The organism is Cytophagales bacterium (genome assembly GCA_019456305.1).
In the GTDB taxonomy this organism is placed as follows: Bacteria; Bacteroidota; Bacteroidia; order Cytophagales; family VRUD01; genus VRUD01.
Genome location: VRUD01000068.1, coordinates 1,251 through 25,213, shown reverse-complemented (window position 1 = coordinate 25,213; position 23,963 = coordinate 1,251). Strand labels below are relative to the sequence as shown.

The 23,963-nt window shown below is 34.7% G+C and carries 22 protein-coding genes, 2 tRNA genes and 1 pseudogene (1 of these 25 only partly in view); 14 read left to right on the top strand and 11 right to left on the bottom strand.

The genetic code is table 11. The features are described from left to right. From FVQ77_13550 to FVQ77_13530, 5 genes are all read right to left on the bottom strand, one after another. Nucleotides 1–453, bottom strand: a 453-nt coding sequence (locus FVQ77_13550) for a transcriptional regulator (GenBank protein ID MBW8051335.1), incomplete at its 3' end; no start/stop codon positions are given. A gap of 55 nt (nt 454–508) precedes the next feature. After that, on the bottom strand, nt 509–1,282 hold the full coding sequence (locus FVQ77_13545) for a DUF1828 domain-containing protein (GenBank protein ID MBW8051334.1): 774 nt from the start codon (nt 1,280–1,282) through the stop codon (nt 509–511). After that, on the bottom strand, nt 1,283–1,768 hold the full coding sequence (locus FVQ77_13540; GenBank protein ID MBW8051333.1) for a hypothetical protein: 486 nt from the start codon (nt 1,766–1,768) through the stop codon (nt 1,283–1,285). It lies immediately after the preceding gene. 201 nt (nt 1,769–1,969) lie between these two features. Beyond that, complete coding sequence (locus FVQ77_13535) at nt 1,970–3,166, bottom strand: hypothetical protein (GenBank protein MBW8051332.1); 1,197 nt, start codon at nt 3,164–3,166, stop codon at nt 1,970–1,972. Further along, nucleotides 3,163–6,033 (bottom strand): N-6 DNA methylase, encoded by a 2,871-nt coding sequence (locus tag FVQ77_13530; GenBank protein ID MBW8051331.1) that lies wholly within the window; start codon nt 6,031–6,033, stop codon nt 3,163–3,165. The genes FVQ77_13535 and FVQ77_13530 overlap by 4 nt, the downstream gene beginning before the upstream one ends. A gap of 285 nt (nt 6,034–6,318) precedes the next feature. On the opposite strand from FVQ77_13530, the gene FVQ77_13525 reads away from it, so the two are divergent. The 4 genes from FVQ77_13525 to FVQ77_13510 all read left to right on the top strand — a co-directional run bounded on the left by FVQ77_13525 (nt 6,319) and on the right by FVQ77_13510 (nt 9,995). After that, nucleotides 6,319–8,442, top strand: coding sequence for a response regulator (locus FVQ77_13525; protein MBW8051330.1), 2,124 nt, complete (start codon nt 6,319–6,321; stop codon nt 8,440–8,442). A 68-nt stretch (nt 8,443–8,510) separates the two neighbouring features. Further along, a complete protein-coding gene (locus tag FVQ77_13520) occupies nt 8,511–8,903 on the top strand; it encodes a response regulator (protein MBW8051329.1) in 393 nt (130 codons plus the stop codon). 14 nt (nt 8,904–8,917) lie between these two features. After that, nucleotides 8,918–9,187: a hypothetical protein gene (locus FVQ77_13515; GenBank protein MBW8051328.1), complete on the top strand. Its 270-nt coding sequence runs from the start codon at nt 8,918–8,920 to the stop codon at nt 9,185–9,187. A 40-nt stretch (nt 9,188–9,227) separates the two neighbouring features. Next, nucleotides 9,228–9,995, top strand: coding sequence for an MBL fold metallo-hydrolase (locus FVQ77_13510; protein MBW8051327.1), 768 nt, complete (start codon nt 9,228–9,230; stop codon nt 9,993–9,995). 28 nt (nt 9,996–10,023) lie between these two features. On the opposite strand, the gene FVQ77_13505 is transcribed toward FVQ77_13510, so the two are convergent. Together FVQ77_13505 and FVQ77_13500 are read right to left on the bottom strand one after the other, a co-directional pair. After that, nucleotides 10,024–10,107, bottom strand: a tRNA-Leu gene (locus tag FVQ77_13505). A gap of 46 nt (nt 10,108–10,153) precedes the next feature. Continuing rightward, nucleotides 10,154–10,226, bottom strand: a tRNA-Lys gene (locus tag FVQ77_13500). A gap of 74 nt (nt 10,227–10,300) precedes the next feature. Here FVQ77_13500 and FVQ77_13495 point away from each other — a divergent pair. Further along, nucleotides 10,301–11,119 (top strand): SH3 domain-containing protein, encoded by an 819-nt coding sequence (locus FVQ77_13495; protein MBW8051326.1) that lies wholly within the window; start codon nt 10,301–10,303, stop codon nt 11,117–11,119. Between the two features lie 276 nt (nt 11,120–11,395). Here the strand turns inward: FVQ77_13495 and FVQ77_13490 are convergent, their stop codons facing one another. The 4 genes from FVQ77_13490 to FVQ77_13475 all read right to left on the bottom strand — a co-directional run bounded on the left by FVQ77_13490 (nt 11,396) and on the right by FVQ77_13475 (nt 14,144). After that, nucleotides 11,396–11,590 (bottom strand): four helix bundle protein, encoded by a 195-nt coding sequence (locus FVQ77_13490; protein ID MBW8051325.1) that lies wholly within the window; start codon nt 11,588–11,590, stop codon nt 11,396–11,398. Nucleotides 11,591–11,601: 11 nt separating this feature from the next. After that, nucleotides 11,602–12,087 carry a hypothetical protein gene (locus FVQ77_13485; GenBank protein MBW8051324.1) on the bottom strand — a complete coding sequence of 162 codons (486 nt, stop codon included), beginning with the start codon at nt 12,085–12,087 and terminating at the stop codon, nt 11,602–11,604. A 341-nt stretch (nt 12,088–12,428) separates the two neighbouring features. Further along, on the bottom strand, nt 12,429–13,436 hold the full coding sequence (locus tag FVQ77_13480) for a calcium/sodium antiporter (GenBank protein ID MBW8051323.1): 1,008 nt from the start codon (nt 13,434–13,436) through the stop codon (nt 12,429–12,431). Between the two features lie 36 nt (nt 13,437–13,472). Further along, nucleotides 13,473–14,144, bottom strand: a complete 672-nt coding sequence (locus FVQ77_13475; GenBank protein MBW8051322.1) for a uracil phosphoribosyltransferase — start codon at nt 14,142–14,144, stop codon at nt 13,473–13,475. 409 nt (nt 14,145–14,553) lie between these two features. Here FVQ77_13475 and FVQ77_13470 point away from each other — a divergent pair, with 409 nt between their 5' ends. From FVQ77_13470 to FVQ77_13430, 9 genes and pseudogenes are all read left to right on the top strand, one after another. After that, the gene (locus FVQ77_13470) at nt 14,554–16,221 is read left to right on the top strand and encodes a capsule assembly Wzi family protein (GenBank protein ID MBW8051321.1); all 1,668 of its coding nucleotides are present in this window, start codon (nt 14,554–14,556) and stop codon (nt 16,219–16,221) included. Continuing rightward, nucleotides 16,211–17,662: a glycosyltransferase family 39 protein gene (locus FVQ77_13465; protein MBW8051320.1), complete on the top strand. Its 1,452-nt coding sequence runs from the start codon at nt 16,211–16,213 to the stop codon at nt 17,660–17,662. The genes FVQ77_13470 and FVQ77_13465 overlap by 11 nt, the downstream gene beginning before the upstream one ends. A gap of 365 nt (nt 17,663–18,027) precedes the next feature. Beyond that, a complete protein-coding gene (locus FVQ77_13460; GenBank protein MBW8051319.1) occupies nt 18,028–18,783 on the top strand; it encodes a glycosyltransferase family 2 protein in 756 nt (251 codons plus the stop codon). A gap of 6 nt (nt 18,784–18,789) precedes the next feature. Further along, nucleotides 18,790–20,016 carry a glycosyltransferase gene (locus FVQ77_13455; protein MBW8051318.1) on the top strand — a complete coding sequence of 409 codons (1,227 nt, stop codon included), beginning with the start codon at nt 18,790–18,792 and terminating at the stop codon, nt 20,014–20,016. Continuing rightward, nucleotides 20,007–20,615 carry a sigma-70 family RNA polymerase sigma factor gene (locus FVQ77_13450; GenBank protein MBW8051317.1) on the top strand — a complete coding sequence of 203 codons (609 nt, stop codon included), beginning with the start codon at nt 20,007–20,009 and terminating at the stop codon, nt 20,613–20,615. Before FVQ77_13455 ends, FVQ77_13450 begins: the two co-directional genes overlap by 10 nt. Nucleotides 20,616–20,875: 260 nt before the next feature. Further along, complete coding sequence (rsmG, locus tag FVQ77_13445) at nt 20,876–21,640, top strand: 16S rRNA (guanine(527)-N(7))-methyltransferase RsmG (GenBank protein ID MBW8051316.1); 765 nt, start codon at nt 20,876–20,878, stop codon at nt 21,638–21,640. Nucleotides 21,641–22,061: 421 nt separating this feature from the next. Next, complete coding sequence (locus tag FVQ77_13440; GenBank protein ID MBW8051315.1) at nt 22,062–22,238, top strand: ABC transporter permease; 177 nt, start codon at nt 22,062–22,064, stop codon at nt 22,236–22,238. A 192-nt stretch (nt 22,239–22,430) separates the two neighbouring features. After that, complete coding sequence (locus tag FVQ77_13435) at nt 22,431–22,928, top strand: T9SS type A sorting domain-containing protein (protein MBW8051314.1); 498 nt, start codon at nt 22,431–22,433, stop codon at nt 22,926–22,928. A gap of 153 nt (nt 22,929–23,081) precedes the next feature. Continuing rightward, nucleotides 23,082–23,963, top strand: a pseudogene (locus FVQ77_13430) (hypothetical protein) (it continues 276 nt past the right edge of the window).

Below are 23,963 nucleotides of genomic sequence, written 5' to 3'. Positions count from 1 at the left end.
ACAGAGAGCAGCAGCAACTCTGCCGCTGGGTAATGACTTGATTTTTTGCTCCGGGTGTTGCAATGACGAAAACAGGAAATACCTTGTAGCTGTACGTTTTGTTATGTTACAAATACTTTGCACATCTGAGTTTGTAACTCTGCCATTTTTTTCTGTAAATAATATAATTTTAATAAGATGTTTAGGTAATCCTTTTTTCGTTAAAACATCTTTGGGAAGTTGCTTAACAAACTCAACCCAAATACCCAGCATTTCATAAGAGAAAGAGGGGGTAGGTACTCCTGCTTCTGTGCATCTTTCAATCATTTTTATGGTTCCTCTTCCCCAGGATTCTATGTACCCGCTTCTGAAAAAAGCATTGGCAATATCAGGGTTATAAGGCTTTGAGGGATGCTTTTTTATCAGGGTTTCAACTGCCCAGTTCTCGGGAAGTTGTCCTTCGTTCCAAAACATGATTTTATCGTTATAAGGTAGTCCATAGCGGGGACGGACAGAATAGGCGGGGGCATTACGTAATGTTCTCTTTCAAATATTTTTCTATTCTTTCTTTGTTAGTCGCTAAACTCGAAAATTGTTTTTCACATACATCACTGAATCGAGCCAATACTTTACGGCTAATTGATTCCTGATCTTCAAAAATGGCTAATGAGTGGAACGGTAAGCCCCATTTTTCAAATTGCAATAAACTAATTGTAGTATCTCTGCATTTGTCATCATTGCCAACGGCAAAAACAAACAAAGGTTTCTCCATTTTGTTTATCCTACAATCTATTGGATATTTTCCCTGAGGGTCGTGTTGTTCATCATGATGATTCAACACTAACCTTTCTTCAGCAACTCTTTCCTCCATAAAAGTTTTGAAGTCCTCCAAAAAAGTTGATTTTACCCTTTCTCTGCTTAAATAAGTTACATCTGTAATTTTTACTAAACCTTGTATGTAGTTGTAAAAAGCATTTCCGGTATTTTCGTCTGTTAGTTCTGCAATAAGTGAGCCCTCAATATCTTTAATTCCAAAGTTTGAGAGGGTATTACTTATAATTATTGCACGTATACCTTTTTCAAGTACATCAATATCCATTTCGTAACTTAAATGCATATAAGTATGCCCTTCGTCTGATAAAATCCAGTTTTCTCCATTTCTTTTAAGAACAATGGCAAATGCGTCTCCATCGCCAAATTGAAAGGGTGTAAAAATCCTGTAACGGTCAACACCTTCCTCCATTAACCGGATTTCATTACAAACTTTTTCCTTAAATTCTTTTTCTACTCGTTTTATTTCCATTTAGTTAAATTGTATATTTACCTGTGAGTTAGGCGGTAATTCAATATTACAATCCTTTATTAAGCAGTCTAATGCCCCTTGAATATTAGAGTATCTATCAGTTGTTTCAGCGTAATGCTCCTCTTTTGCTCCTTCTCTTTGATAACGTTCTGTTGCTGTATGAATATGAAAGTCATAAAAAAATACTTCTTTCTCTAATCTGTTCCGATGTTCGTGGCTTTTGCCGTTATATCTACGAAGTAAGAAAGTATTGGTTCTGTTTGCTGGCACAAAGCCCAAAATAGCTGAAAAATCTAAAGTGTTTTCGTTACTTACCCTGATTTTTAAAACGAAAGAACTACCATCTGTTCTTTTAATAAATTGTTCCGCTTGTTTGTGCCCCTTTTTGGGTTTCATGTTATGTAAAAGGTCATCCAATGTTACTACAAGATGCTTCTTTTCATTGAGCAAATCCTGTATCTCTTTGTCAGTAAAAAATATCTCCATTTTATTAAAAAATATCTGGCTACAAATTTAAAATATTTATGCTAAACATTTCATTATGAATTTTCTATAATTTCGATTTCCTCCTCGCTCAACCCATAAAGCCCAGAAACCACAAATCCATTTCAAATATTCATCTCTCCACGATGATTTCCATTCTATGTTTTGGTTTTCGGGCATAATTGTTGAGTTTATGAAATTAAATTAGGTATAATTCTGTTTTTCCAGATACTTCCTAAAACCTTTGACAAATACATAAGTTTTGTCAATATCTATTTTAGATTTAAGCTCTTCAAAAGGAGTATAATCTGGCCCTAAAAAAATATTTCTCTTTCTGTCAGTAAAACTTATTGAATCAAAATCTATATCTTCAAATTGTTTAAAATAATCAATAATAAATATTTTCTGTGCTTTTGTTTGACAATTAAAAAAACAATTAAAATGAGCATCATTAAATGAATAACCGATAAAATGGATTTCATCAGCATTCACATAATCCTTAAGAAACATATTTGAATATAAATAATAAGGATAGGCGAAAATTTGTTGAGCTTTTTTAAGCCCAAAAATCATTTGGGAATTTAATAGACTGTTTCCTTCAAGGTCTTTATTTAATCCAGATAATTCTATTTTTTGAATAGGCAATTGACAAAATTTAATCTCATTTTCCCAATGAAATTTATAATGTAGGGAACCATGAAGATTATAATAGCAGTCAGAATTAGTATCATTTAAAACTTTTTCTTCATCAAAAACGTCATTTGTAAATCCTTCAAAGAATTCCATACCTGATGCTATTACAGGTAGTCTGTCATAGTTTAAAGTATAATATCTGATAATATAATCTTGGCTTTTATAATATTTAAGATATTCTATTAGCGAATCATTTAAGTCACTTTTCTTAGAAATTTCTTCCCCAGAACAATAAACTCTTATCCTTTCTCCAATAAGGTTAATGTAATGCAAATAAACCTTTTCAATGAATTCGTGATAATCATTCCAGTAAAAATTCCCAAACCTACCATTTACATGAGGAACAAAACCTTTACTTGTTTTTTCATATAATCGAGAAAAATCAAGTGCTTCGGTATAAATATCATCCTTTACATTGAAAAAAACAGGATTTGCATTTCTAAATTTGTTAACTGCTCTTGTATATTTGCTAAAGAAAAAGGTATGAAGGTTTTCAATATAATTCAGAATTGTTTCGAAATTAACGAGTTCAGGCTGTTTATGGTAAAATGATATTAACTTTTCATAAATATATTTACCAAAAGATTTCTCAGTTATTGTCTTAAAAGCATCATCATTAATAATAGCATCTGTAATTTGTGGGGTTGTATTTGCTCCCCAATCTATAACAGCACCTGCTCCAGTCAAGATCAATAAACGTTTTTTCATTGTGATTCCTCCACAATTTTTATTTCATCTTTTGAAAGTCCATAAAGCTCATAAACCAATTCATCAATCTTCCTTTCCGCATGGTCAATAGCTCTTTGGAGTTGCTTGCGCTGGGTTTCCAGCTTTGTTATTTGTAGTTCTTTGTTGAGGTTTAGGAGGTTGTCAACAAGTTGGACGATTTTCTCTTTCAACTTCCTGGCAGCCTTGTCCCTTTCATTGATGTTAATAATCGGTACTTGCCCTAAGCTGAAAATAGTCACTTGGGGAAATGAGTTTTTAAAGTCTGTGAACATAATCCTCCAGAAGTATACAATCATTGCTGAATTGAGTATTCCCAAAATGAACTTCTCAGTGCTTAGATCATCTGCCATTATGGTGAATATGTTCCCGGTGACAGCGTAAGGCTTCTCAATAAGTGTTGCAGTTGGTTTCGTGCCAATCTGTCTTATGACTATTTTGCGTGATGCTAAATGAACATTTGGATCCCAACAGCCACCAGACTTAGGAGGTTTTTCAAACAAAACATATTGAGCGGGTTCGTTTGAGTAGTATCGCTTTACATCGCCTCCAGCCAGAATCGGCTTGTATTTCTTATTGACCTTATTGTTAGCAAAGAATTTCTTTTTATCACCTGTGATTAATCCCCTATTGATTTGAGCTACTTTTGACATCGGTTCACTGTTCTGCTGGATTTTAGCGATGACACCAACATTAGTTTCAGAAATCAAAATGTTCCAAACCTTTCCATTGGCTTGGCTAAATCGTTCCTGCCTTACATTGGAGTAGGATATGTTCTCGTTTGTTCTTGCTTTTTCTAATTCAAAAGTTGTTTCAACAAGATTTTTGTTGCGTTTATCCTTATTCTTTTCTTTTTCCGCAGTTATAACAACTGAGTAGACGTCTGCATCAGCAAATACCTTCTCGGTTGCAATAGAAACCTTTCTGAGTAGTACGTGTTCAAGAATCCACTCCCTCAATGTCTCTGTGTAAACATTGTTAAGAATAGATGATGGAATAATATATCCAAACAATCCAAAGTTTCTCAAAATCGAAATCCCTTTTTGCATGAACATGTGGAATAGGTCAATTTTGAATTCAGCCACACGGTAGTTATTTCTGTAGTAATCTAAAATGCTCGCTTCCGTGTTGTGCGGTTGAACCATTAGATAAGGTGGATTCCCAATCACCGCATCGAACTCTCCTTGCCTGAAAATTTCCGGGAAACCGTTTTCCCAATCAAAGGCGTTTATCTTTTTAATTTGTTCCGGGAAAAGGTCAAGCTGGGTATCGTAAAAATCGTTTCCAATTAAAGAATTCCCGCATTTAATGTTGTCCTTAAGATTGGGCAAAACTCTTTCGTGAAACATAGATAATGTGTAGCCAATAGATGCCTGTGTTTCGCCTTCCAATGCTTTGAGCAAAAGGTTCAGTTTGGTTACTTCTACGGCTTGTGCGTCAATATCAACGCCAAAGATGTTGTTGAGCAGGATTCGTTTTTTCTCTGCTGTAGTCAGGTTGCCTTCGGGGGTTAACACCCCCCTGATTGCCTTCGGCAATCTTCCCCCCTGAAGGGGGGATTTTTCTGTCTTTTTTAAAAGGTTTGTGTAGTATTTCAGATACCAGTCAAGCAGGTACTGATATGCACCAATTAGGAATGAACCGGAACCACAGGCGGGGTCGCAAATCTTTATCTTTTCTACCTGCTTTGGAGTTTTTCCCTGTATGAGTTTGCCTATGGTGTTTTCAACTATATAGTCCACAATATATTTGGGCGTGTAATACACTCCGCCAGCTTTTCTCACTTCTGGTTTTTCTTCAATTTTGGCGTGATGGGCTTTAGTGAGCCGGATGGTTTTACCCAAAAACTGCTCATAAACACTTCCTAAGATGTCGGCAGGCAGAACAGAAAATTCAAAGGGAGAAAGAGGGTAATATAATTCCTGAACTATGTTCTTTATCACTTTGTTGTCAATAACGAGATTGGGAGTTGTAGTATCTTCTTTGAAGTCAAAAAGACCGGAATTGTATTTGTCATCGGCTATTTGGAAAAGTTCAAAAAGGTTTTTGTACAGATCGCCTTGTTTAATGGCATTTTTAAGATTGCCGTATTGTTCAACGCCTCTGTCTTCACAAATACGAAGGAATATTATGCGGTCAATGGTTTTTTGCACTGCATAGTTTATTTCTTCTTCGCTCAGTGTTTCGTTTCTGAGGGCTATGGTAGTAGCCAGGTATGTTCTCCATTCTTCTATTTCCTTTAGAAATTCATTGTCAACCGTTGCAGTGCCTCTTTTTTTGGTATCGCTTTGTACAAATTTGTCAAAGCTGCCTTTTAAGATGCGTTCTTTTGAAAAGGTCTCCCAGATAAAATCAAATTCTTGCAGATAATCTTTATAGGTAATATATTGTATGCGTGCAACTGATGCCTTGTCGGTTTGTTTTGGTTTGTTGGTGCAATCGTAAATGGAAAACTCCTCAAAGTCGGTAACGACAGCAATGGGCAGTTTGGCGCTCCAGCCGTACCTTCTCACTTGGTAGGCAGGTGCAATATCACCTTTTATGTTGACGGATGGCTTTTTTGCTTCGAGAAAGAAAAGAAATTTCCCACCGGGTAATTTAAAGCCGTAATCGGGCGCTTTAGTAGCTCCGGCAACTCTTACTTTCGCTTCGTGAACTACTTCTCTGTACGCTTCATAGTTACCTTGCTTGTTGTGGACATCCCAACCCAATGCTTCAAAGAAAGGGTCAATATAATCCACCCGGGTTTGAGTTTCGTTATAGCCGCTCCTTTTGTAAGTATCAATATTTTCGTCAAAGCGTTCAACGAGTTGAGATATAGTTTTATATGCCTTTTCTTTTGTTGTCATTTACCCTATTATATCAATTCCTCAAATTTAGAATAAAGTATTCATATTTCTAAAAGTTTTCATTGTAATTTTGAGTCCACTCTAAAAAGTGTTTTTGGTTCTTCCCGAGTACTCGGGAAGAAACGATTTCTTTTCAATTTTTTACTTTTTAGAGGGGACTCAATTTTCTTTCGTATATTTACACCCCAATATGACGAATATTTATAAGTTTTCAACAACGCTGTTAATATTATTAATTAAAGCATTTTTGCCGCAGGCAATGAAGTATTATAACAAGTAAAAAATATGAAAATAGTAGAGAAAAACGAATCACTTTTCAGAACCATATTTAATAATATACCCGTATTGTTAAAAATATCTGACGCTAATGCTGATTTTTATTTTTTTAATGACCAGTGGATTGAATTTACAGGCAAAAAAGATCAAAAATCAATATCAAATAGCTGGATAAATAACATCCATCCCGATGATAGAGATATTTGCCTTGAAACAACCCAAATGGCATTAAAGAAAAAGAAAAAATTTGAAATTACCTATAGACTTAAAACCTTTAATGGAGAATACAGATGGATTTTAGATACAGGCGCTCCTTATTTTGACCCTGATGGTACTTTCAAAGGTTTTATATCATCATGTTTAGACATCACCGAAAGAAAAATTGCTGAACAAGCTATCAATGATAAAAAAGTAGCTGAAAAGTCATTGAAATTAAAAGAACAATTTCTGGCAAACATGAGCCATGAAATCCGCACTCCCTTAAATGGCATTATTGGCATGACTGACCTGCTGAAAAATACCGAACTTAATAAGAAGCAGCAGGAATATGTAGAAACTGTCAGGAAATCGTCCAGCACACTTTTAACTATTGTAAATGATATTCTTGATATTTCTAAAATAGAAGCTGGTAAAATGCAACTTCATAAAACATCTATCGCTATTTCCCATACAATTGAAAAGTTACATTCATTATTTTTACAGCAGGCTACTGAGAAAAATCTTGATTTTTCTTATCATATATCATCAAATTTGCCCAAATATATAAAAGTAGACGAATCCAGGCTATTGCAAGTTCTTTCTAATCTTACTTCAAATGCGATCAAATTTACCGATCAGGGAAGTGTAAAGATCATAGTAAAACGACTTTCAAGCCGTATAAAGGCAGATAGAAAAAAATACAACATCCCTGATGGCAGTTATTTGATCCAAATAGAAGTAAAAGATACAGGAATAGGAGTTGCAGAAGAAAATTTCATTAAGCTCTTTGATAGCTTTATCCAGGCAGACAGCACTACAACCAAGTTTTATCAGGGAACGGGCCTGGGATTACCTATATCCAAAAGATTATGCAAATTAATGGGAGGCGATATTGGTGTAACTTCAAAGCCAGGAGCCGGCAGCAATTTTTGGTTTACTTTTCAGGCGGATCAGGCTAAAGAACTCGTATTACCCCAATCTCTCCAGCCCAGCGTAAGTTCCACTATTTTGCAAGGGTTAAAGGAGATTCCTAAAGTTTTGCTTGTTGATGATAATAAAATTAATTTAAAGGTCGTTTCTGAAATATTAGAAAAATCCGGTTGTATAATAGATATTGCTTTCAGTGGTATGGAGGCAATTAAAAAGGTAAAAACCGGTAATTATGGTATAGTGCTAATGGATATTCAGATGCCTGAAATGGATGGAGTAGCTTCTACTAACAAAATCCGAAAATTATTTCAGGCTTTCCCGGAGAAACGTTGCCCTGTTTTCATAGCTATGACTGCATATTCTATGAAAGAAGACAAAGAAAAATTCATTAATGCAGGTATGGACGATTATATAGCCAAACCTATTATTTCTGAAACACTTATTAATAAGATTAAATACTGGAGTGAACATATTAATAGAGAGGAGGGCAGGAGTAATAAGTATCAAAGCCGGTTAATCAATTCTAACCGGGATAAAAAGGCTGTTTCAAACTCTATTGAAAAGCTGAGGACTACTCCCGGCTATAGTCGGAAGAACGATAGCGAGGGAACGCCCGTTATTGATAAGAATATCCTGAACCAACTAAAAGATTATGGTGGTATGGAAATGATAAAAAAAGTTTACGAAGATTTTGAAAAAGAGGCGCGACAGCTATTAGGGCAATGTAATAGATCTTTGCATTATTTAGAAAAAATTCAACCGGGTAGGGATATTAATATAATTTTGAGTAACTTGCACACGCTTAAAGGTAATGCCGGGACACTGGGGATAAAAAAAGTAGCTGATTATGCTGAATTAATAGAAAAGCAATTGAAAAATAAAGATTATGACTTGTCCCGTAGTGAGAAACGAGCCTATTGGGATATTTTTGAAGGAAATTTTTTGTATCTCAATGATGCTTTTAAGGAATATAAAGACAAATACAAAGGAATACTTAATATTTAATAGAAGATAAAACCTGAAACCAAGTAATAGCGTATATTGTTACATTTAACAAAATACAACTAAAAAATATGTTAGATCCCAAAAAAGTACTTATTGCAGAAGATAGTTCTGTCATACAAACCTTAACAAAAAATGTTCTTCAATTTGAGAAATTTGAGATCACTTCAGTTAAAAACGGTAAAGAAGTACTAACCGCTTTAAACAATGAAAATATTGATCTTATTCTTCTTGATATAAACATGCCGGTTATGGATGGTATTAAATGTGCTAAAACTATCAGGAAACTTTCTGATAAACAAAAGGCAGATGTACCTATCGTAGCTATAACGGGTAATGCAAAGAACTTCACAATGGATGATTTCAGAGCTGTTGGCATTAACGACTACCTGCAAAAACCCATCGATTTTGATCAATTGATAAAAATCGTTAAAAAATGGATAGGGAAGGCAGTTGATAATTGATAATGACTTTGACAATGGATATAAAATATACAAAACACTTTCTAAAAAAAATTGAAGGATTATTTGCAGAGTCAAACTATGATTTGCGTTATGAGCGTGGTAGTTTTAAAACAGGCTACTGTATTTTGGTTGACAAAAAAGTGGCTGTAGTGAACGACTTCTATACGACAGAGGGAAAGATAAACTCTATTATTGAAATCATGAAAACCATACCACTTAATACAAACCGGTTAAGCGAAAAAAATAAGCAATTGTACTACGAATTAACCCGGAAAAGTATTTAGTCATAGTCATTGTCATAACCTACCAAATTAATATAACAGTTTGAAGATTACCTTTTTAGGTACCGGCACATCCCAGGGCATTCCAGTTATTGGCTGTAAATGTGAAATTTGTAATTCACTTGATTATCGCGACAAGCGTTTAAGGGTATCAATCCATATTCAGATAGATGGAAAGAGTTTTATCATAGATTCAGGCCCTGATTTCAGGCAGCAGGTTTTGCGCGAGCGTATTGATAAGCTAGATGCCTTGATCATTACCCACGAACATAAGGACCATACAGCGGGGTTGGACGAAGTGCGGTCTTTTAACTTTAAGCAAGGGCACGCTATGCCTGTTTATACTTCTCCAAGAGTTATTCAGCAGCTTAAACAACAATATGCTTATGTGTTTTCCAATCGCAGGTATCCTGGTATTCCGCAAATTGAATTTCACAAGGTTGACCCCGGGAACCCAGAGTTTGAAATTGAAGGAGCAAAGTTTCAGCCCATTGAAGTGATGCATCATAAATTACCGGTAATAGCATTGCGCATTCAGAATTTCACCTATATTACTGATGCAAATTATATTTCCGAAAAGGAATTGGAAAAGGTAAAAGGGTCAGAAGTTATTGTGCTAAATGCTTTGCAGAAAGAAAAACACATTTCACATTTTACGCTTCAGCAGGCGGTGGATCTGTTAAAATTGCTAAAACCACAAAAAGCATATCTCGTCCATATGAGTCATAATTTAGGCCTGCACCAAAAAATAAGTAAGGAACTACCGGAATTTATAGAATTGGCTTATGATGGGCTTAAAATTGAGGTTTGATTAAATAAATTCATCGCTATGAATATCGTGCCCAGGAAGGGATTTGAACCCCCACGACCCGAAGGCCACCACCCCCTCAAAGTGGCGCGTCTACCAATTCCGCCACCTGGGCAATATTTATTTAGTGATTTTTGATCACTAAATCAAAAAATAAATTGTGACCCGGCTGGGGCTCGAACCCAGGACCCTCTCCTTAAAAGGGAGATGCTCTACCAACTGAGCTACCGGATCATTTCATTTAAGATTGAAGGTTCAAAATTTTATAATTATTAACTTTGTTGCAAAGTTAACCACTATCAGATTAAATGCAAAACATCACCATCAAATTATTAATATTGCTGGTAATCTTTGATTTCATAATTTTACCTCAATCATTTGGTAACAGCTTTGTTTCCAACATCCCCAAAGCTGATTCTTTATTTGACCAAAAAAAATATACAGAGTCATACCGGATATATGAAGAAATATTCGAGCAATCAAAAATGTTTACGCCTCAAATGCTGCTAAAAATGGCATACATCAAAGAAGGGTTAAATGATTACGCCCAGGCACTTTTTTACCTCAACGTTTACTACTTAAAAAATCCAGATAAAAAGGTGTTGAAAAGGATGGAAGATCTGGCAAAAAAATATAAACTTAAAGGCTATGAGGAAACTGATGAATGGAAAGTATTTTATTCGGTGTATCTAAAATATTATTCTACCTTCTCTGTGGTTTTAATTTTTGCTGCGGTTATATTTTTTTCATTCTTTATTTATAAAGGTTTACATAAAAAAAAGATAAAATTAGCCTATAGCATTGCCTTTATACTTTACCTGAGCGTTGTATATTATGTTATTAGTTTGTCAAAAAATTATCCATTTGCAATTATAAAAAATGATAACAGCCTGATCATGCGTGCTCCTGCAGCCGGTTCAGAATTAGTTGAAAGCGTTGAAAAAGGACATAAAGTAAAAGTAATTGGTAATCATGATATCTGGTATAAAATATTATGGAAAGATGAACCAGATCCTTGGTATAAGGTATTATTGAACAATGAATCAGATGTATTGTATAAAATAATCTGGAAAAAACAACCGGCTTATATCAGGCAGAACAATGTGATGTTAATATCAGAAAAGTAAGCTCATTGACCAAAAGTGCATGAAAATAAAAGCCACAGATTCACAGATTAAAAGAATTATCACTTAGATTCAAGTAACAAATGCAACTGAATTGAGATGATTGAAGGAATATTTGCCAAAACATCTTAGTTAATGGTTAATGGTTTTTAGTTTTAGTTTTTTTAGTTATTAGTTTTAGTTTATTGGTTTGTCCATCTTACTTATGGTATAAAGCCTGGAACTGCAAACTAAAGAACTATAACCAGAAACTATCAAACCATAACCAATAACTAAAAACTAAAAACCAAATTTCTCCTTCGTTGTTGTTTTGTGATAGTGCTCAGCAATGTTTTCAGATGCAGATGAACGCCTCAACTGATCAACACTTCTATAAAGCTCATTCCTCGGAAATGATTTTGTCACTTCATGGACCTTTACTTCAAGATCTTCGGACAGCTTGTATATCCATAAGTTTTCTAAACCTGTTGCCATCTCTTGTTTAACTAAACAGGAAAATCCAATAAGTCTTTTAAGTAAATAAATAATTCTTTAAATTGATAGGCAAGAAATGTTAATACGATTGACCAGAAAACAGCGCTAATAAGCATATAAACAAAAATTTTTTTTCTTGAATCTCCAAGGGAAAGGGCAAGAATAGTGCCCACGATTGGGGTTAATAAAAGGGGAGTTAAAAATGCAACGCCTTTAAGTCCATGTGCTTTCAATATTTTATTTATACGTCTGCTTTTAGGTTGACCGGGTTTGCTGCCTTTATAAATTTTTTTGATGATCCATTTTCTAACATTTTCTCCTATTATTGAAATTACAAATACGGTGGTCATCATTCCAAGTACAGTAAGTATACCTGTTTCTAATGGGTGTAATTTCGCAAGTCCGAAAGCAGGGCCAAAAATAAATTTCCCCATGCTGCCAAAATAAACTGCGGCATAATTTGCAATCTTTTCTCCCATCAGATAAATACAGAACATAATTTCATAAGTTGATTAAAAAAGATGATAAAATGATAAATGGTTTTCCCGAGTACTCGGGATGGTTTTATGGTTTAAATTGTTAAAATTATGCAAAATAAATACTTACAGTCAGGGTTCTGTAAAAGAATCTTTTGACTGGAACGAGAAGTCAAAAGTGAGAAAGCTGCTTAATAATGAATAATATTGTCATATTCTTGGGGAATTACAAAAACTACCTAAAGAAATTAACCAACAGATAAGCTTAACTAATAAAAAATTAACTATCTAACCATAAAACCATAAAACCATATAGCCATAAAACCATAAAATCAAGCCAAAACTTTGAAATTCCGATATGTTTAATTAAATAAATCAACAATACCCGCGATAGGTCTGATTCCTGATCCTGTTAGAATAATATAAGAAAAATATATTAATAACAAAAAGGCACCTTCAAATCTGGAAATACGTTTTCTGGTCGCCATCATAGGTAAGACCAGTACAGTTATCCCTAACATCACCCACATGTCTTCATTTAAGATGAATTCATGTACTCTGATATCTTTAATGATACTTGTAATTCCTAAAACGGATAGAATATTAAATATATTTGATCCGATCACATTGCCCATTGCCATATCGGTATTTTTCCTGAAAGCGGCAATAGCAGAGGTAACAACTTCTGGTAAGCTTGTACCAAATGCAACAATTGTGATGCCGATAACCCGCTCTGAAATACCAAAATCAGCAGCTACATGTTTTGCTCCTTCAACCAGCCACTCTGCACCATAGAATAATGCAAAACAACCCATCACAATAAAGACAATATCCACCCACCACTTTTCTTCAAAACCTAACTTTTGTCCTTCAATCTCTGACATGGGGTCTGGTCTTTCCTTTTCTTTAATTTTCTTTCTTGACCTGATGATTAAAAAAGATGTATAGCCAATAATGATCAGTAAAAAGGCAATACCTTCTCCTTTATTTACATATCCATCATACCAGATCAGGTAAAATAGTAATACTGAACTAAAAAACATCACCGGCCAATCTATTTTTATGCTGTCATCATGTACTTTGATAGGCAAGATCAAGGCAACAACTCCCAATACTAATGTCAGATTACAAATATTTGACCCTACCACGTTGCCCATGGCCAGATCAGGAAGGTCACCAAGCGCAGCCTGGATGTTTATTAATAATTCAGGGGCAGAGGTGCCAAATGAAACTATTGTTAACCCAACAACTAATGAGGACATTCTCAACTTCAGGGCAATCTTGCTGGCTCCCCTAACGAGCAGTTCACCGCCACCGAGCAATACGACCATCCCGCCAATCAGTAAAATATAATAAAAACTTTCTCCCATTTCGGATTTCGTCCCGAGTACCCGGAACGCAATTTTTTATGTTTTATATCCGTAAGCCAGATCACCTGCATCCCCTAATCCGGGTACAATATATGCCTTTTTATTTAGTTCCTCATCAAAATCACCCAGCCAAATTGTAAAATTTTTAATACTTTTTTGTAAATAATCTATACCCGCTCTACTTCCTAATACTGAAACGATGTGTGTGTGGGCAGGAATTCCGTTTTTTAACAAGCCATTAAGTGCTAAAACGATGGTAGTACCTGTTGCAAGCATTGGATCAATAATTATTAAATTTTTATTATTTATATCAGGCGATACGTTATAGTTAACCTTAACTTCAATTTTTACATCATCTTTGCTATCTTCTTCCCCACCGGACTGGCCGGGCAGGCGATAGGCTGCAATAAATGCGTTTGGAGCTTGATCGAAATAATTCAGCAAACCCTGATGAAAAGGAATTCCTGCTCTGAGTATTGTAGCAAGAACCGGCTGATTTTCCAATAGATTCACTTTTGCCGTACCTAAAGGCGTTTTTACTTCTTTACTCTGATATTTAAATTCTTTTGAAACTTCATAAGCAAATATTTCTCCCAATCTTTCCAGGTTTCTTCTAAAACGCATGCTGTCTTGCTGAATCTTTACATCCCTTAATTCGGCTAAAAAATGATTAGCAATGGAATTCTTTTGGGATAGTATGTGTACCACCTGTTTTTGTTAGTTGATAGATATTTGACTTAATTATTAGTACTTAGTTGTATAAATAAAGGTCATATTTTGTTAGATTAAACATTGTCACACGTGGTCATACAATACTAATTTAATTGGATTACAATTGAGCTACAACTGAATTATAGCGAAGTGGATGACCATATATTATGTATAAGATGATAAACAACATCCTTTAATTACTATTACTTTTGCAACTAGGTACTAGTATTAGGTAGGGCAAAGGTAATTATTTAATTGAGATTGCTAATAAAAATTAAAATATTTTACTTGATATTTGCAGATAATAATAGTTTTTTTATTTATTGGTATTATGAATATTAGTAAATGCTATAAAATATACTTTTTTTTGTTAGTAAGCAAACCTCTTTTTATCATTTTTTTTCTAATGGGGTCTAACGGGGTACTTAGCCAAAGTACCTACCTTCCTGTGAATAGCGATTATTATCATCTTATTGACAGGTATGAAATTAAGCATGGTAAATTTTCCGATGGCTTTCACACTGCTGCAAAACCATATCCAAGAAAAGGGATTGCTGCATTTGCTGATAGTTTATTTATACTTGTAGGGGATGAGTATGCCCATCCCCTGCAAATATCCAAAACAGACCAGTTTAATCTGAAATTTTTACAAAATGATAGCTGGGAATGGACTGAAAAAGCAAACAACGACAGCAAAAAACCAATCTTCAACTTTTTCTACAAAAAAAAATCAGACCTTTTCCATTTTCATAATAAGGATTTTGATGTTCATGTCAATCCTGTCTTGTATTTCCAGATAGGTGATCTGATAAATGAAATTGATTTTATCAATACCAGAGGTATAGAGCTAAGAGGTATGATCAATAATAAAATTGGTTTTTATACTTTTATGGCTGATAACCAGGCACGATTTCCCGATTATGTCAGAAGTAGAATAGATACTTTTAAAGCTGTACCCGGGGAGGGGTTCTGGAAAGGATTTAAAAAAACAGGCGTAGACTTCCTAACCGCACGGGGTTATATTACTTTCAACATCATTAAAAATATTGGCGTACAATTTGGTCATGACAAAAATTTTATCGGAAACGGATACCGGTCTTTGATCCTGTCTGATTATAGCAGCAGTTATTTATTTTTAAAGCTCATTACAAATGTCTGGAAGATCAACTATCAAAATATTTTTGCAGAAATGGTATATGACTTTAGAAGATTCAAAACCAGTAATACTATAGTACCAAAAAAATACTTTGCCTTACATCATTTGAGTGTAAATATCACTAAAAACATAAACATTGGCTTATTCGAATCAATTGTTTTTGGGAGAGAAGATTCGCTTTACTATGGACAATTTGACTTTAATTATCTCAACCCGGTCATATTTTACAGGTCGGTAGAGCAGCAATTAGGCAGTCCTGACAACGCATTTATGGGCATTGATTTCAAGTGGAATTTTCTCAAACATTTCTCTTTTTACGGACAAGTTGTGTTGGATGAATTTTTATTGAAGGAAATAAGACCAGGTAGGGATAGTACAGGTTGGTGGGGAAACAAACATGCTTTTCAAATGGGCTTGAAATATATTGATGTTGCAGGTATTTCAAACCTTGACCTGCAGTTGGAAACCAATATTGCAAGACCTTACATTTATGCACATTTCAATAATTTTACAAACTATACTCACTATAACCAGCCATTAGCCCATCCGCTGGGAGCTAATTTCAGGGAAGTAATTGCCATCGTTCGTTATCAACCCATTGGTAAATTACAAATTGTTGGTAAACTAATTTCAGCGACTTATGGAACTGATAGTTCCGGTTCTAATTGGGGCGGAAATGTTTTGTTGAACTATGCAACGCATGAACAAGAATATAATAATAAAATCGCACAAGGTATAAAAACAAACCTGCTTTTTGCAGATCTTACGATCTCATACCAGGTCAGGCACAACCTCTTTATTGATCTCAAACAGATATACAGAAAGCTCGACAGTGATTTGGATAGAAGAGATAACGAAACCTTTTTTATATCTCTTGCAATAAGATTGAATATTGCTCAAAGACTGCATGAGTTTTAAGAATTTAAAAATGGGAAAAATATTTACAAAATATAGCAAAACAATTTTGACAGATTTTAGATTCTGGGTATTGCTATTTTTTGTTATCAGGCTTTATGGGATCACAAACCCTCCTCTTGAAGGCGCTCATAGCTGGAGACAGGTTACTGTAAATATGGTAGCCAGGAACTTCCTTGAAATTGATTCAAATATTTTGTATCCAAGAGTGGATATGGCAGGGGAAAAAACCGGAATTACGGGTATGGAATTTCCCCTTTTAAATTATCTGATCTTTTTAATATCCGAATTATTTGGCTTTGCTCATTGGTACGGCAGACTACTGAACCTGGTAGTATCGTCTATAGGAGTATATTTTTTTTACTTATTAATAAAAAAATATTTTCAGCCCAAGCTGGCTTTTTATGCAGGAATTATTTTATTAAGCTCTATCTGGTTTAATTACTCACGCAAGATCATGCCTGATACATTTAGCGTTTCTTTTGTTTTGATAAGTATATATTATGCACTCAAATTTCTTGATTATGGAACATACTGGAGATTATTGCTGTTTTTTATGTTTGCTACATTAGGAGTTTTATCAAAAATTCCCTCTATATATCTTTTAACTATTTTATGTATTCCTCTGTTTGACAAAAACATCTTAATTAAAAGAAAGCTCTCAGTAGTTTTAGCAGGATCGGGGGCACTGGTAATTATTTCGTCCTGGTATTTTTACTGGGTACCTTATTTGGTAAGCAAATATGAATTTTGGCATTTTTACATGGGTACATCATTTATCCATGGATTTAAAGAATTGGTAACACACTTTGATCAAGCAGCAGAAAAATTCTATTTTGACGCATTAAATTATGTAGGTTTTGGAATGTTTATCATGGGGATCATATTTGCTTTTATTAAAAAAAACAAATTACTTATTAATATTTTTATCATAACTACTTTGTTCTTTTCAATATTTATGACAAAAGCAGGTTACTATTTTGCTCATCATAGCTATTATATAATTCCATATACTGTAATAATGACTTTAATGGCAGCTTATGCAATACTCCGGTTTAAGGTAAAATGGGTAGCAAAATTAATTCTCACAGTAATTGTAATATCAGGGATTGCTGCCTGGCAGCATGATTTTAGAATTAAAAAAACAGAAGTCTATAGATTAAGACTGGAATCTATCGCTGATAATTTTTCTGCAAAATCAGACTTGATTGCAATAAACGGGGGAGCAAATCCGCGTGATCTGTATTTTACGCACCGAAAAGGATGGACGTTGGATAATGACGAAATATTAAATGTTGTTAATATCGAAAGCTTGATCGTAAAGGGTTGCAGGTATTTATTTATTAATAAAACTTATTTTGAAAATCCGATACCCCAACTATCTTACAAATCAATATTTGAGAATGATCACTATATTGTATACAAATTACCAACTAAAATGTGAATTTTAACTTACGAATATATTGGAATCTCTTTTTCTTTACATTCTCATTGCAAGTATTGTAATCCAAAGCTATTACATACTTTTTATTTTTTCACGGCTGGCAAGCTTTAATCATTCAACCACTCAGCAAAATGTGTTGTAGGTAATGATATATCTTCCTACATCTACCTCTACTACATAGACAAAAAGGGATGGGTCTTTAGAAATAATGACCTTAATTATAATAGCTTAAAAGAAATGATAAATAAAGGAGCTGAATATTTGTATTCTGACTCCCGGAAAATTGATAAAAATATTCAGTTAAAAAAACTTTTAGATCAGCTAATATTGCAAAAAGGAACAATTAAAGTTTATTCATTAAAGAAATGTACAATCACAAAAAAGTAGTAGTAGTTCTACCCGCTTACAATGCCTCAAAAACCTTAATGCAAACTTACCAGGAAATCCCACTGGATATCGTTGATGAAGTAGTTCTCGTAGATGATGCCAGCAGTGATAATACCTTTGAAGTGGCAAAAAAACTCGGCATCAGACATATCATCAAACATCAAAAGAATATGGGATATGGCGGTAATCAGAAAAGCTGTTACAACAAGGCATTGGAATTAGGTGCCGATATAATTATCATGCTTCATCCCGATTACCAATATACACCTAAGCTGATACCTGCCTTAACAAGCATCATAGCCAATGACTTGTACCACGTAGTTTTAGGATCAAGAATTCTGGGCAGGGGAGCTATTAAAGGAGGCATGCCCTACTATAAATATATAGCCAACCGTTTTTTAACCTTTTTTCAAAATTTACTCATCAATGAAAAGCTTTCTGAATATCACACAGGTTACAGGGCTTTTTCAAAAGAAGTATTGATGAATATCAACTACAAGGCTAACTCAGACGATTTTGTATTTGACAACCAAATGCTGTCTCAAATTATTTATGCCGGCTATGATATTGCAGAAGTAACCTGCCCGACCAAATACTTTGAAGAAGCCTCATCCATTAACTTTAAAAGAAGCCTTGTCTATGGATTTGGGGTTTTGAGGGTTTCTTTGTGTCATTTTTTGCAAAAAATGGGATTGGCAAATTTTCAGATCTACCAAAAGCCCAAATTATATTAAAATATCATGGAAACACTATTTCTATATATATTTATTGCCAGCGTTACAATACAATGTTATTACATACTTTTTATTTTTTCACGGCTGGCAAGCTTTAATCATTCAACCACTCAGCCACTCAACCACTCAACCACTCAGCCTGTGTCAGTAATAGTTTGTGCCCATAATGAATTATCAAATTTAAAAGAACTGTTACCCGAATTGCTAAAACAGGATCATCAAAATTATGAAATGATCATTGTTGATGACCGGTCCGATGATGGTACTTTTGATTATGTAAAAAATCTTGCGATCGAAGCAGGGGTTCAAAATTTTGAACCCCTAAAGATTATTAGAATTAATAAAACACCCCCAAAAATGAATCCCAAAAAATATGCACTTACGCAAGGCATCAAATCAGCAAAACATGATCTTTTATTATTCACAGACGCAGATTGTATGCCCTTAAGTGAGCGCTGGATCAGTGAAATGCAAAAGCAGTTTTCAAATGGTACAGAAATTGTGCTTGGCTATTCACAATATTATCAAGCGCATAGCGTCCCGAGTTACCCGGGAGCCCCGCCGGTAGAGACGTCCAAATTGGGCGTCTCTACCGGCGGGGCTATGCGCTATGCGCTATGCGCTATGCTAAACAGCCTGATCAGGTACGAAACACTTTATACAGCGATACAATATTTTTCATTTGCCTTAATTAACAAACCCTATATGGGTGTAGGGAGAAACCTGGCATACAAAAAAGAGCTTTTTATAAAGCATAATGGCTTTGCCTCGCATATGCAAATAACCGGTGGAGATGATGACCTGTTTATTAATCAAACATGTCGTAAAGTGCCATGCGCTAATATCTCCATCGCCATCAATAAAGAAAGTCAAACAACATCGAAGCCCAAAGAAACCATTCACCAGTGGTTTATTCAAAAAAAGAGGCATCTTGCGGCTGGGAAATACTATAACACGACAGATAAGATAAGATTGACACTGCTTTTAATTTCACAACTCTTTTTTTATATTTCTGTTATTGGGCTTTTAATATCACAAAAATTCCTGTTGATCTTAGTAGTTTGTTTTATTTTGAGAACCTCATTAATTTTATTTACTTTTGCTCAAATAATTAAAAAACTTGGTGATACTACAAAATGGTATTTGATCCCACTGCTAGAACCAGTGTATGTTGTTTATTACCTTTTTACAGGAGCTATTGCTTTGTTTTCTAAAAATACCAGATGGAATTAGATAAAGAATTTTCAGAAAAAGCAAAACAGGATTTTAAACTGATAACCCTGGCAATTGAAACCGGTGATGAAAAAGCATATGCCGAATTGATGAACAGGTATAGGGGGCCAGTCTTCCACATGCTTTTAAAAATGGTTAGAAATGTAGATGATGCCGAAGATCTTACCATTGAAGCATTTGCAAAAGCATTTAAAAGTTTGGATTCTTTTAATCCCGAATTCACCTTTAGTACCTGGCTTTTTAAAATTGCTACAAACAATTGTATAGATTTTATCAGGAAAAAAAAGATCAGCACCTACAGCATTGATTCTTCACCTACCGATGATTCAGGAGAGGAAAAAAGTATGGATCTTAAAGACCGTGATCTTGACCCACAGGAAGAAACGATAAAGATCCAAAAAATTGAAATTATACAGGAAGTAGTGACCAAACTTCCTCCTAAATACAGGAAACTTATTGAGCTCAGATATTTTCAGGAACTTTCGTATAATGAAATAGCTAAAAAGCTTAATGCTCCTCTTGGTACTATAAAAGCCCAGCTCCACCGTGGCCGTGAACTTCTCTATGAGATGGTCAAACATAAGAAAGACTCTATATAAATTTCAGTTTCTCTCCCGAGTACTCGGGATGAAATCTCGATATATTGAAGTGAAATTAAGAAGTTAGTTGCTGGTTACTGGGTACTGGTTGCTGGGTAAAGGTAGTGATTACTGTCAGAAAGAATTACCAACCTGCCTGCCGAAAGCAAATAATCCAGAACCCAGTAACCAGAGCCCAGTAGCTGTTCATTAAGAGCACAAATAATAGATTTGAATATAAATTTCATTTAAACATTGAAATTCCGATACTATTAATTATTTTGGAAATAATCTTAAAATACTTCCCTAATCTAAATACCCGCCAAATAAAGCAGTTTACCCAATTAGCTAATTTACTTAATAACTGGAATACTAAAATCAATCTTATATCCCGAAAAGATATTAAGCATCTCTACACTAAGCATATACTTCATTCGTTGGGTATTGCAAAAATTGCCAACTGCCAACTGCCAACTGCCAACTGTTTTTCTTCAGGCTTCCAAATTTTAGATGTAGGTACCGGAGGCGGACTTCCTGGTTTACCGCTGGCAATTTTGTTCCCTGAGTCTCACTTTCACCTCATTGATTCTATTGCCAAGAAGATTAAAGCAGTCAATGATATAATTGTCCGGTTAGAACTAAAGAATGTTGAAGCAACTGTAGCTCGGATTGGTAATCCGGGCAAAGAGACGCCCAATTTGGGCGTCTCTAAGATTGATAATCCGAACAAAAAAAAATATGATTTTGTAATTGGAAGAGGCGTGACAAGGTTGGATTTATTTTATAAATCGGTAGAAAATCTAATTGACAGTCGACAATTGACAGTTGACAATCATCAACCTGCAATTACAAACGGTATCTTTTATTTAAAAGGCGGAGATTTTGAAGATGAACTGAAGCAATTGGAAACCCTCGTCAGACCACTACGTGGTGGGAAAAAACAAGGCAAGTGGTCAGACGAATATAGCAGCAAGGTTTACAACCTATGCGATTATTTTGAAGAAGATTTTTTTAAGACCAAGAAGGTGGTTCATATTTTGACATAAGGGCATCTCTAAAAACTACACCATACATTCCCCTCTATCAAGAGGGGCAAGGGGTGTGTTTTAAAAAATATGTAGTTTTTAGAGATGCCCATAATCCCCATATAATATACCATTTTATGGTTGTGATCCACCCAAAAATGACTGTATTACAACCATAACGTGGTATCCATAAACGAGTTATAAACAATAGGGCAAATTTTTGGAATATAAAAATCGGGTGACTTTACTACTCCGTTGAAAATTACGTGGAAATATAAAGAGAAAAATATTTTGTTTTTTTGCCCACGCGCTTTAATTTGCATAATAATAAAAAACATTACGTATATTTGTCCCGCACATAAATTTTATCAGCACATAAATTTGTACAACATACATTGATTTATGTGCGGGGCTTTGCATCGTATAATTCGGAAAATAATTTATGAGAAAAGAAATCGGAAAATATTTACTTGATGTTTCTAAACTCGTATTTGGAGGAGTAGTGTTGAGTACAATATTAAAGATTGAAGATTTTTCTAAATTAAAATTGTTTGTTTGGGGAATGACAGCAACTTTCATTATAGCATTATTGGGTTTTATCTTTATTAACAAAAAATGAAATTTTATGGAAGCGTATATTTTATTCGTATCATTATCAGTAATTGGCGCCATCAGCATCATCGCAGTGCTTATTTATGATAAGATAAATAATAAAGAAGAAAGTACCGGGAAAAATTAATTTTTGGTGTTAATTATTTTAGTATTTTTGCACTTTATATCTTGTTGAATTCAACCACAAAAATATAAAACCATGAGAAAAATATTATTAATTCTATCGGGCATACTATTCTGTTTTACAGGCATAAGTCAATCCATTGCACCGGAAGTTTATGCCACTTCAGGCGACCATTATACAGGAACCAATGCCCAATTAAGCTGGACAATTGGCGAGCCGGTAATTGAAACTGTCTCAAACACCAATAACATCATCACACAGGGATTTCATCAGACAAATTATGATATTACAAGTATAGAAGAGAACCCGGATTTGGGTTTCAATATCTCAGTTTTTCCTAATCCTGTTAGCAATACTTTACAGATCAGCATTAACGGTCCTGTTGATAATTCAAACCTGAAAATTGAATTAATGGATATAACCGGAAAAATATTAACAAATGAAAAAATTGCCGGTACTGTTATTACCTATCAACTCAATATGAGAGAATATGCCCCAGGCAATTACTTTTTAAAAATAACAACAGAAAAAGGCAAACTAATCAATTCATATAAAATTCAAAAACTCAATTAACAATTTCTAAAGGGCATCTCTAAAAACTACACCATACATTCCCCTCTATCAAGAGGGGCAAGGGGTGTGTTTTAAAAAATATGTAGTTTTTAGAGATGCCCTAAAATTAACCACCAATCCGTCAGTTGACGGGTTAACAAAACAAAAATTATTATGAAAAAATTAACTTTAACATTCACAGTAGCAGCGTTCCTAACGCTCGGAGCGTTAGGAACGTTCGCCCAGGTGCCCCAAAGCATCAATTATCAGGGAGTAGCAAGAGACAACACAGGAAATGTTTTACAAAATCAATCTATTTCCATAAGAATAACTATTCTGAGCGGTTCGCCCACAGGGACGTCTGAATATGCTGAAACACACAGTGACACCACCAACCAGTTCGGTTTATTTACCCTGCAAATTGGAAATGGCACAGTAGTTTCAGGCGATTTCACCACAATTAACTGGGGAGCCAACACCCATTATGCAAAAGTTGAGATGGACGAAACAGGCAGTGCAAACTACCAGTTGATGGGCACTTCTCAACTACTTTCAGTGCCTTATGCCCTGCATGCTAAAACAGCAGAAACAGTTACCGAAACCGACCCTGTTTTTGGAGCATCTTTTGCCAATGGAATTACTGCTATTGATACTGCAAATTGGAACAACCATACAGTAGATACCGATACGCAGTTAGATTCTACAGGAGTAGCTTCTTTAGAATTTGTTGCAGGAGCACATACAGTTGATACCGATACGCAGTTAGATTCTACAGGAGTAGCTTCTTTAGGATTTGTTGCAGGAGCACATACAGTTAATACCGATACGCAGTTAGACTCTACAGGAGTAGCTTCTTTAGGATTTGTTGCAGGAGCACATACAGTTGATACCGATACGCAGTTAGATTCTGCAGGAGTAGCTTCTTTAGGATTTGTTGCAGGAGCACATACTGTTGATACCGATACGCAGTTAGATTCTACAGGAGTAGCTTCTTTAGGATTTGTTGCAGGAGCACATACTGTTGATACCGATACGCAGTTAGATTCTACAGGAGTA

Bases quoted from the DNA above. Each gene is read 5' to 3' on its own strand.
- FVQ77_13515 (MBW8051328.1), top strand. From the start codon at position 8,918: ATGGATATAAAATATACAAAACACTTTCTAAAAAAAATTGAAGGATTA.
- FVQ77_13485 (MBW8051324.1), bottom strand. From the start codon at position 12,087: ATGTTCTGTATTTATCTGATGGGAGAAAAGATTGCAAATTATGCCGCA.
- FVQ77_13480 (MBW8051323.1), bottom strand. From the start codon at position 13,436: ATGGGAGAAAGTTTTTATTATATTTTACTGATTGGCGGGATGGTCGTA.
- FVQ77_13530 (MBW8051331.1), bottom strand. From the start codon at position 6,033: ATGACAACAAAAGAAAAGGCATATAAAACTATATCTCAACTCGTTGAA.
- FVQ77_13465 (MBW8051320.1), top strand. From the start codon at position 16,211: ATGAGTTTTAAGAATTTAAAAATGGGAAAAATATTTACAAAATATAGC.
- FVQ77_13545 (MBW8051334.1), bottom strand. From the start codon at position 1,282: ATGGAAATAAAACGAGTAGAAAAAGAATTTAAGGAAAAAGTTTGTAAT.
- FVQ77_13540 (MBW8051333.1), bottom strand. From the start codon at position 1,768: ATGGAGATATTTTTTACTGACAAAGAGATACAGGATTTGCTCAATGAA.
- FVQ77_13460 (MBW8051319.1), top strand. From the start codon at position 18,028: ATGTACAATCACAAAAAAGTAGTAGTAGTTCTACCCGCTTACAATGCC.
- FVQ77_13495 (MBW8051326.1), top strand. From the start codon at position 10,301: ATGCAAAACATCACCATCAAATTATTAATATTGCTGGTAATCTTTGAT.
- FVQ77_13435 (MBW8051314.1), top strand. From the start codon at position 22,431: ATGAGAAAAATATTATTAATTCTATCGGGCATACTATTCTGTTTTACA.
- FVQ77_13535 (MBW8051332.1), bottom strand. From the start codon at position 3,166: ATGAAAAAACGTTTATTGATCTTGACTGGAGCAGGTGCTGTTATAGAT.
- FVQ77_13525 (MBW8051330.1), top strand. From the start codon at position 6,319: ATGAAAATAGTAGAGAAAAACGAATCACTTTTCAGAACCATATTTAAT.
- FVQ77_13490 (MBW8051325.1), bottom strand. From the start codon at position 11,590: ATGGCAACAGGTTTAGAAAACTTATGGATATACAAGCTGTCCGAAGAT.
- FVQ77_13455 (MBW8051318.1), top strand. From the start codon at position 18,790: ATGGAAACACTATTTCTATATATATTTATTGCCAGCGTTACAATACAA.
- FVQ77_13440 (MBW8051315.1), top strand. From the start codon at position 22,062: ATGAGAAAAGAAATCGGAAAATATTTACTTGATGTTTCTAAACTCGTA.
- FVQ77_13450 (MBW8051317.1), top strand. From the start codon at position 20,007: ATGGAATTAGATAAAGAATTTTCAGAAAAAGCAAAACAGGATTTTAAA.
- FVQ77_13520 (MBW8051329.1), top strand. From the start codon at position 8,511: ATGTTAGATCCCAAAAAAGTACTTATTGCAGAAGATAGTTCTGTCATA.
- FVQ77_13470 (MBW8051321.1), top strand. From the start codon at position 14,554: ATGGGGTCTAACGGGGTACTTAGCCAAAGTACCTACCTTCCTGTGAAT.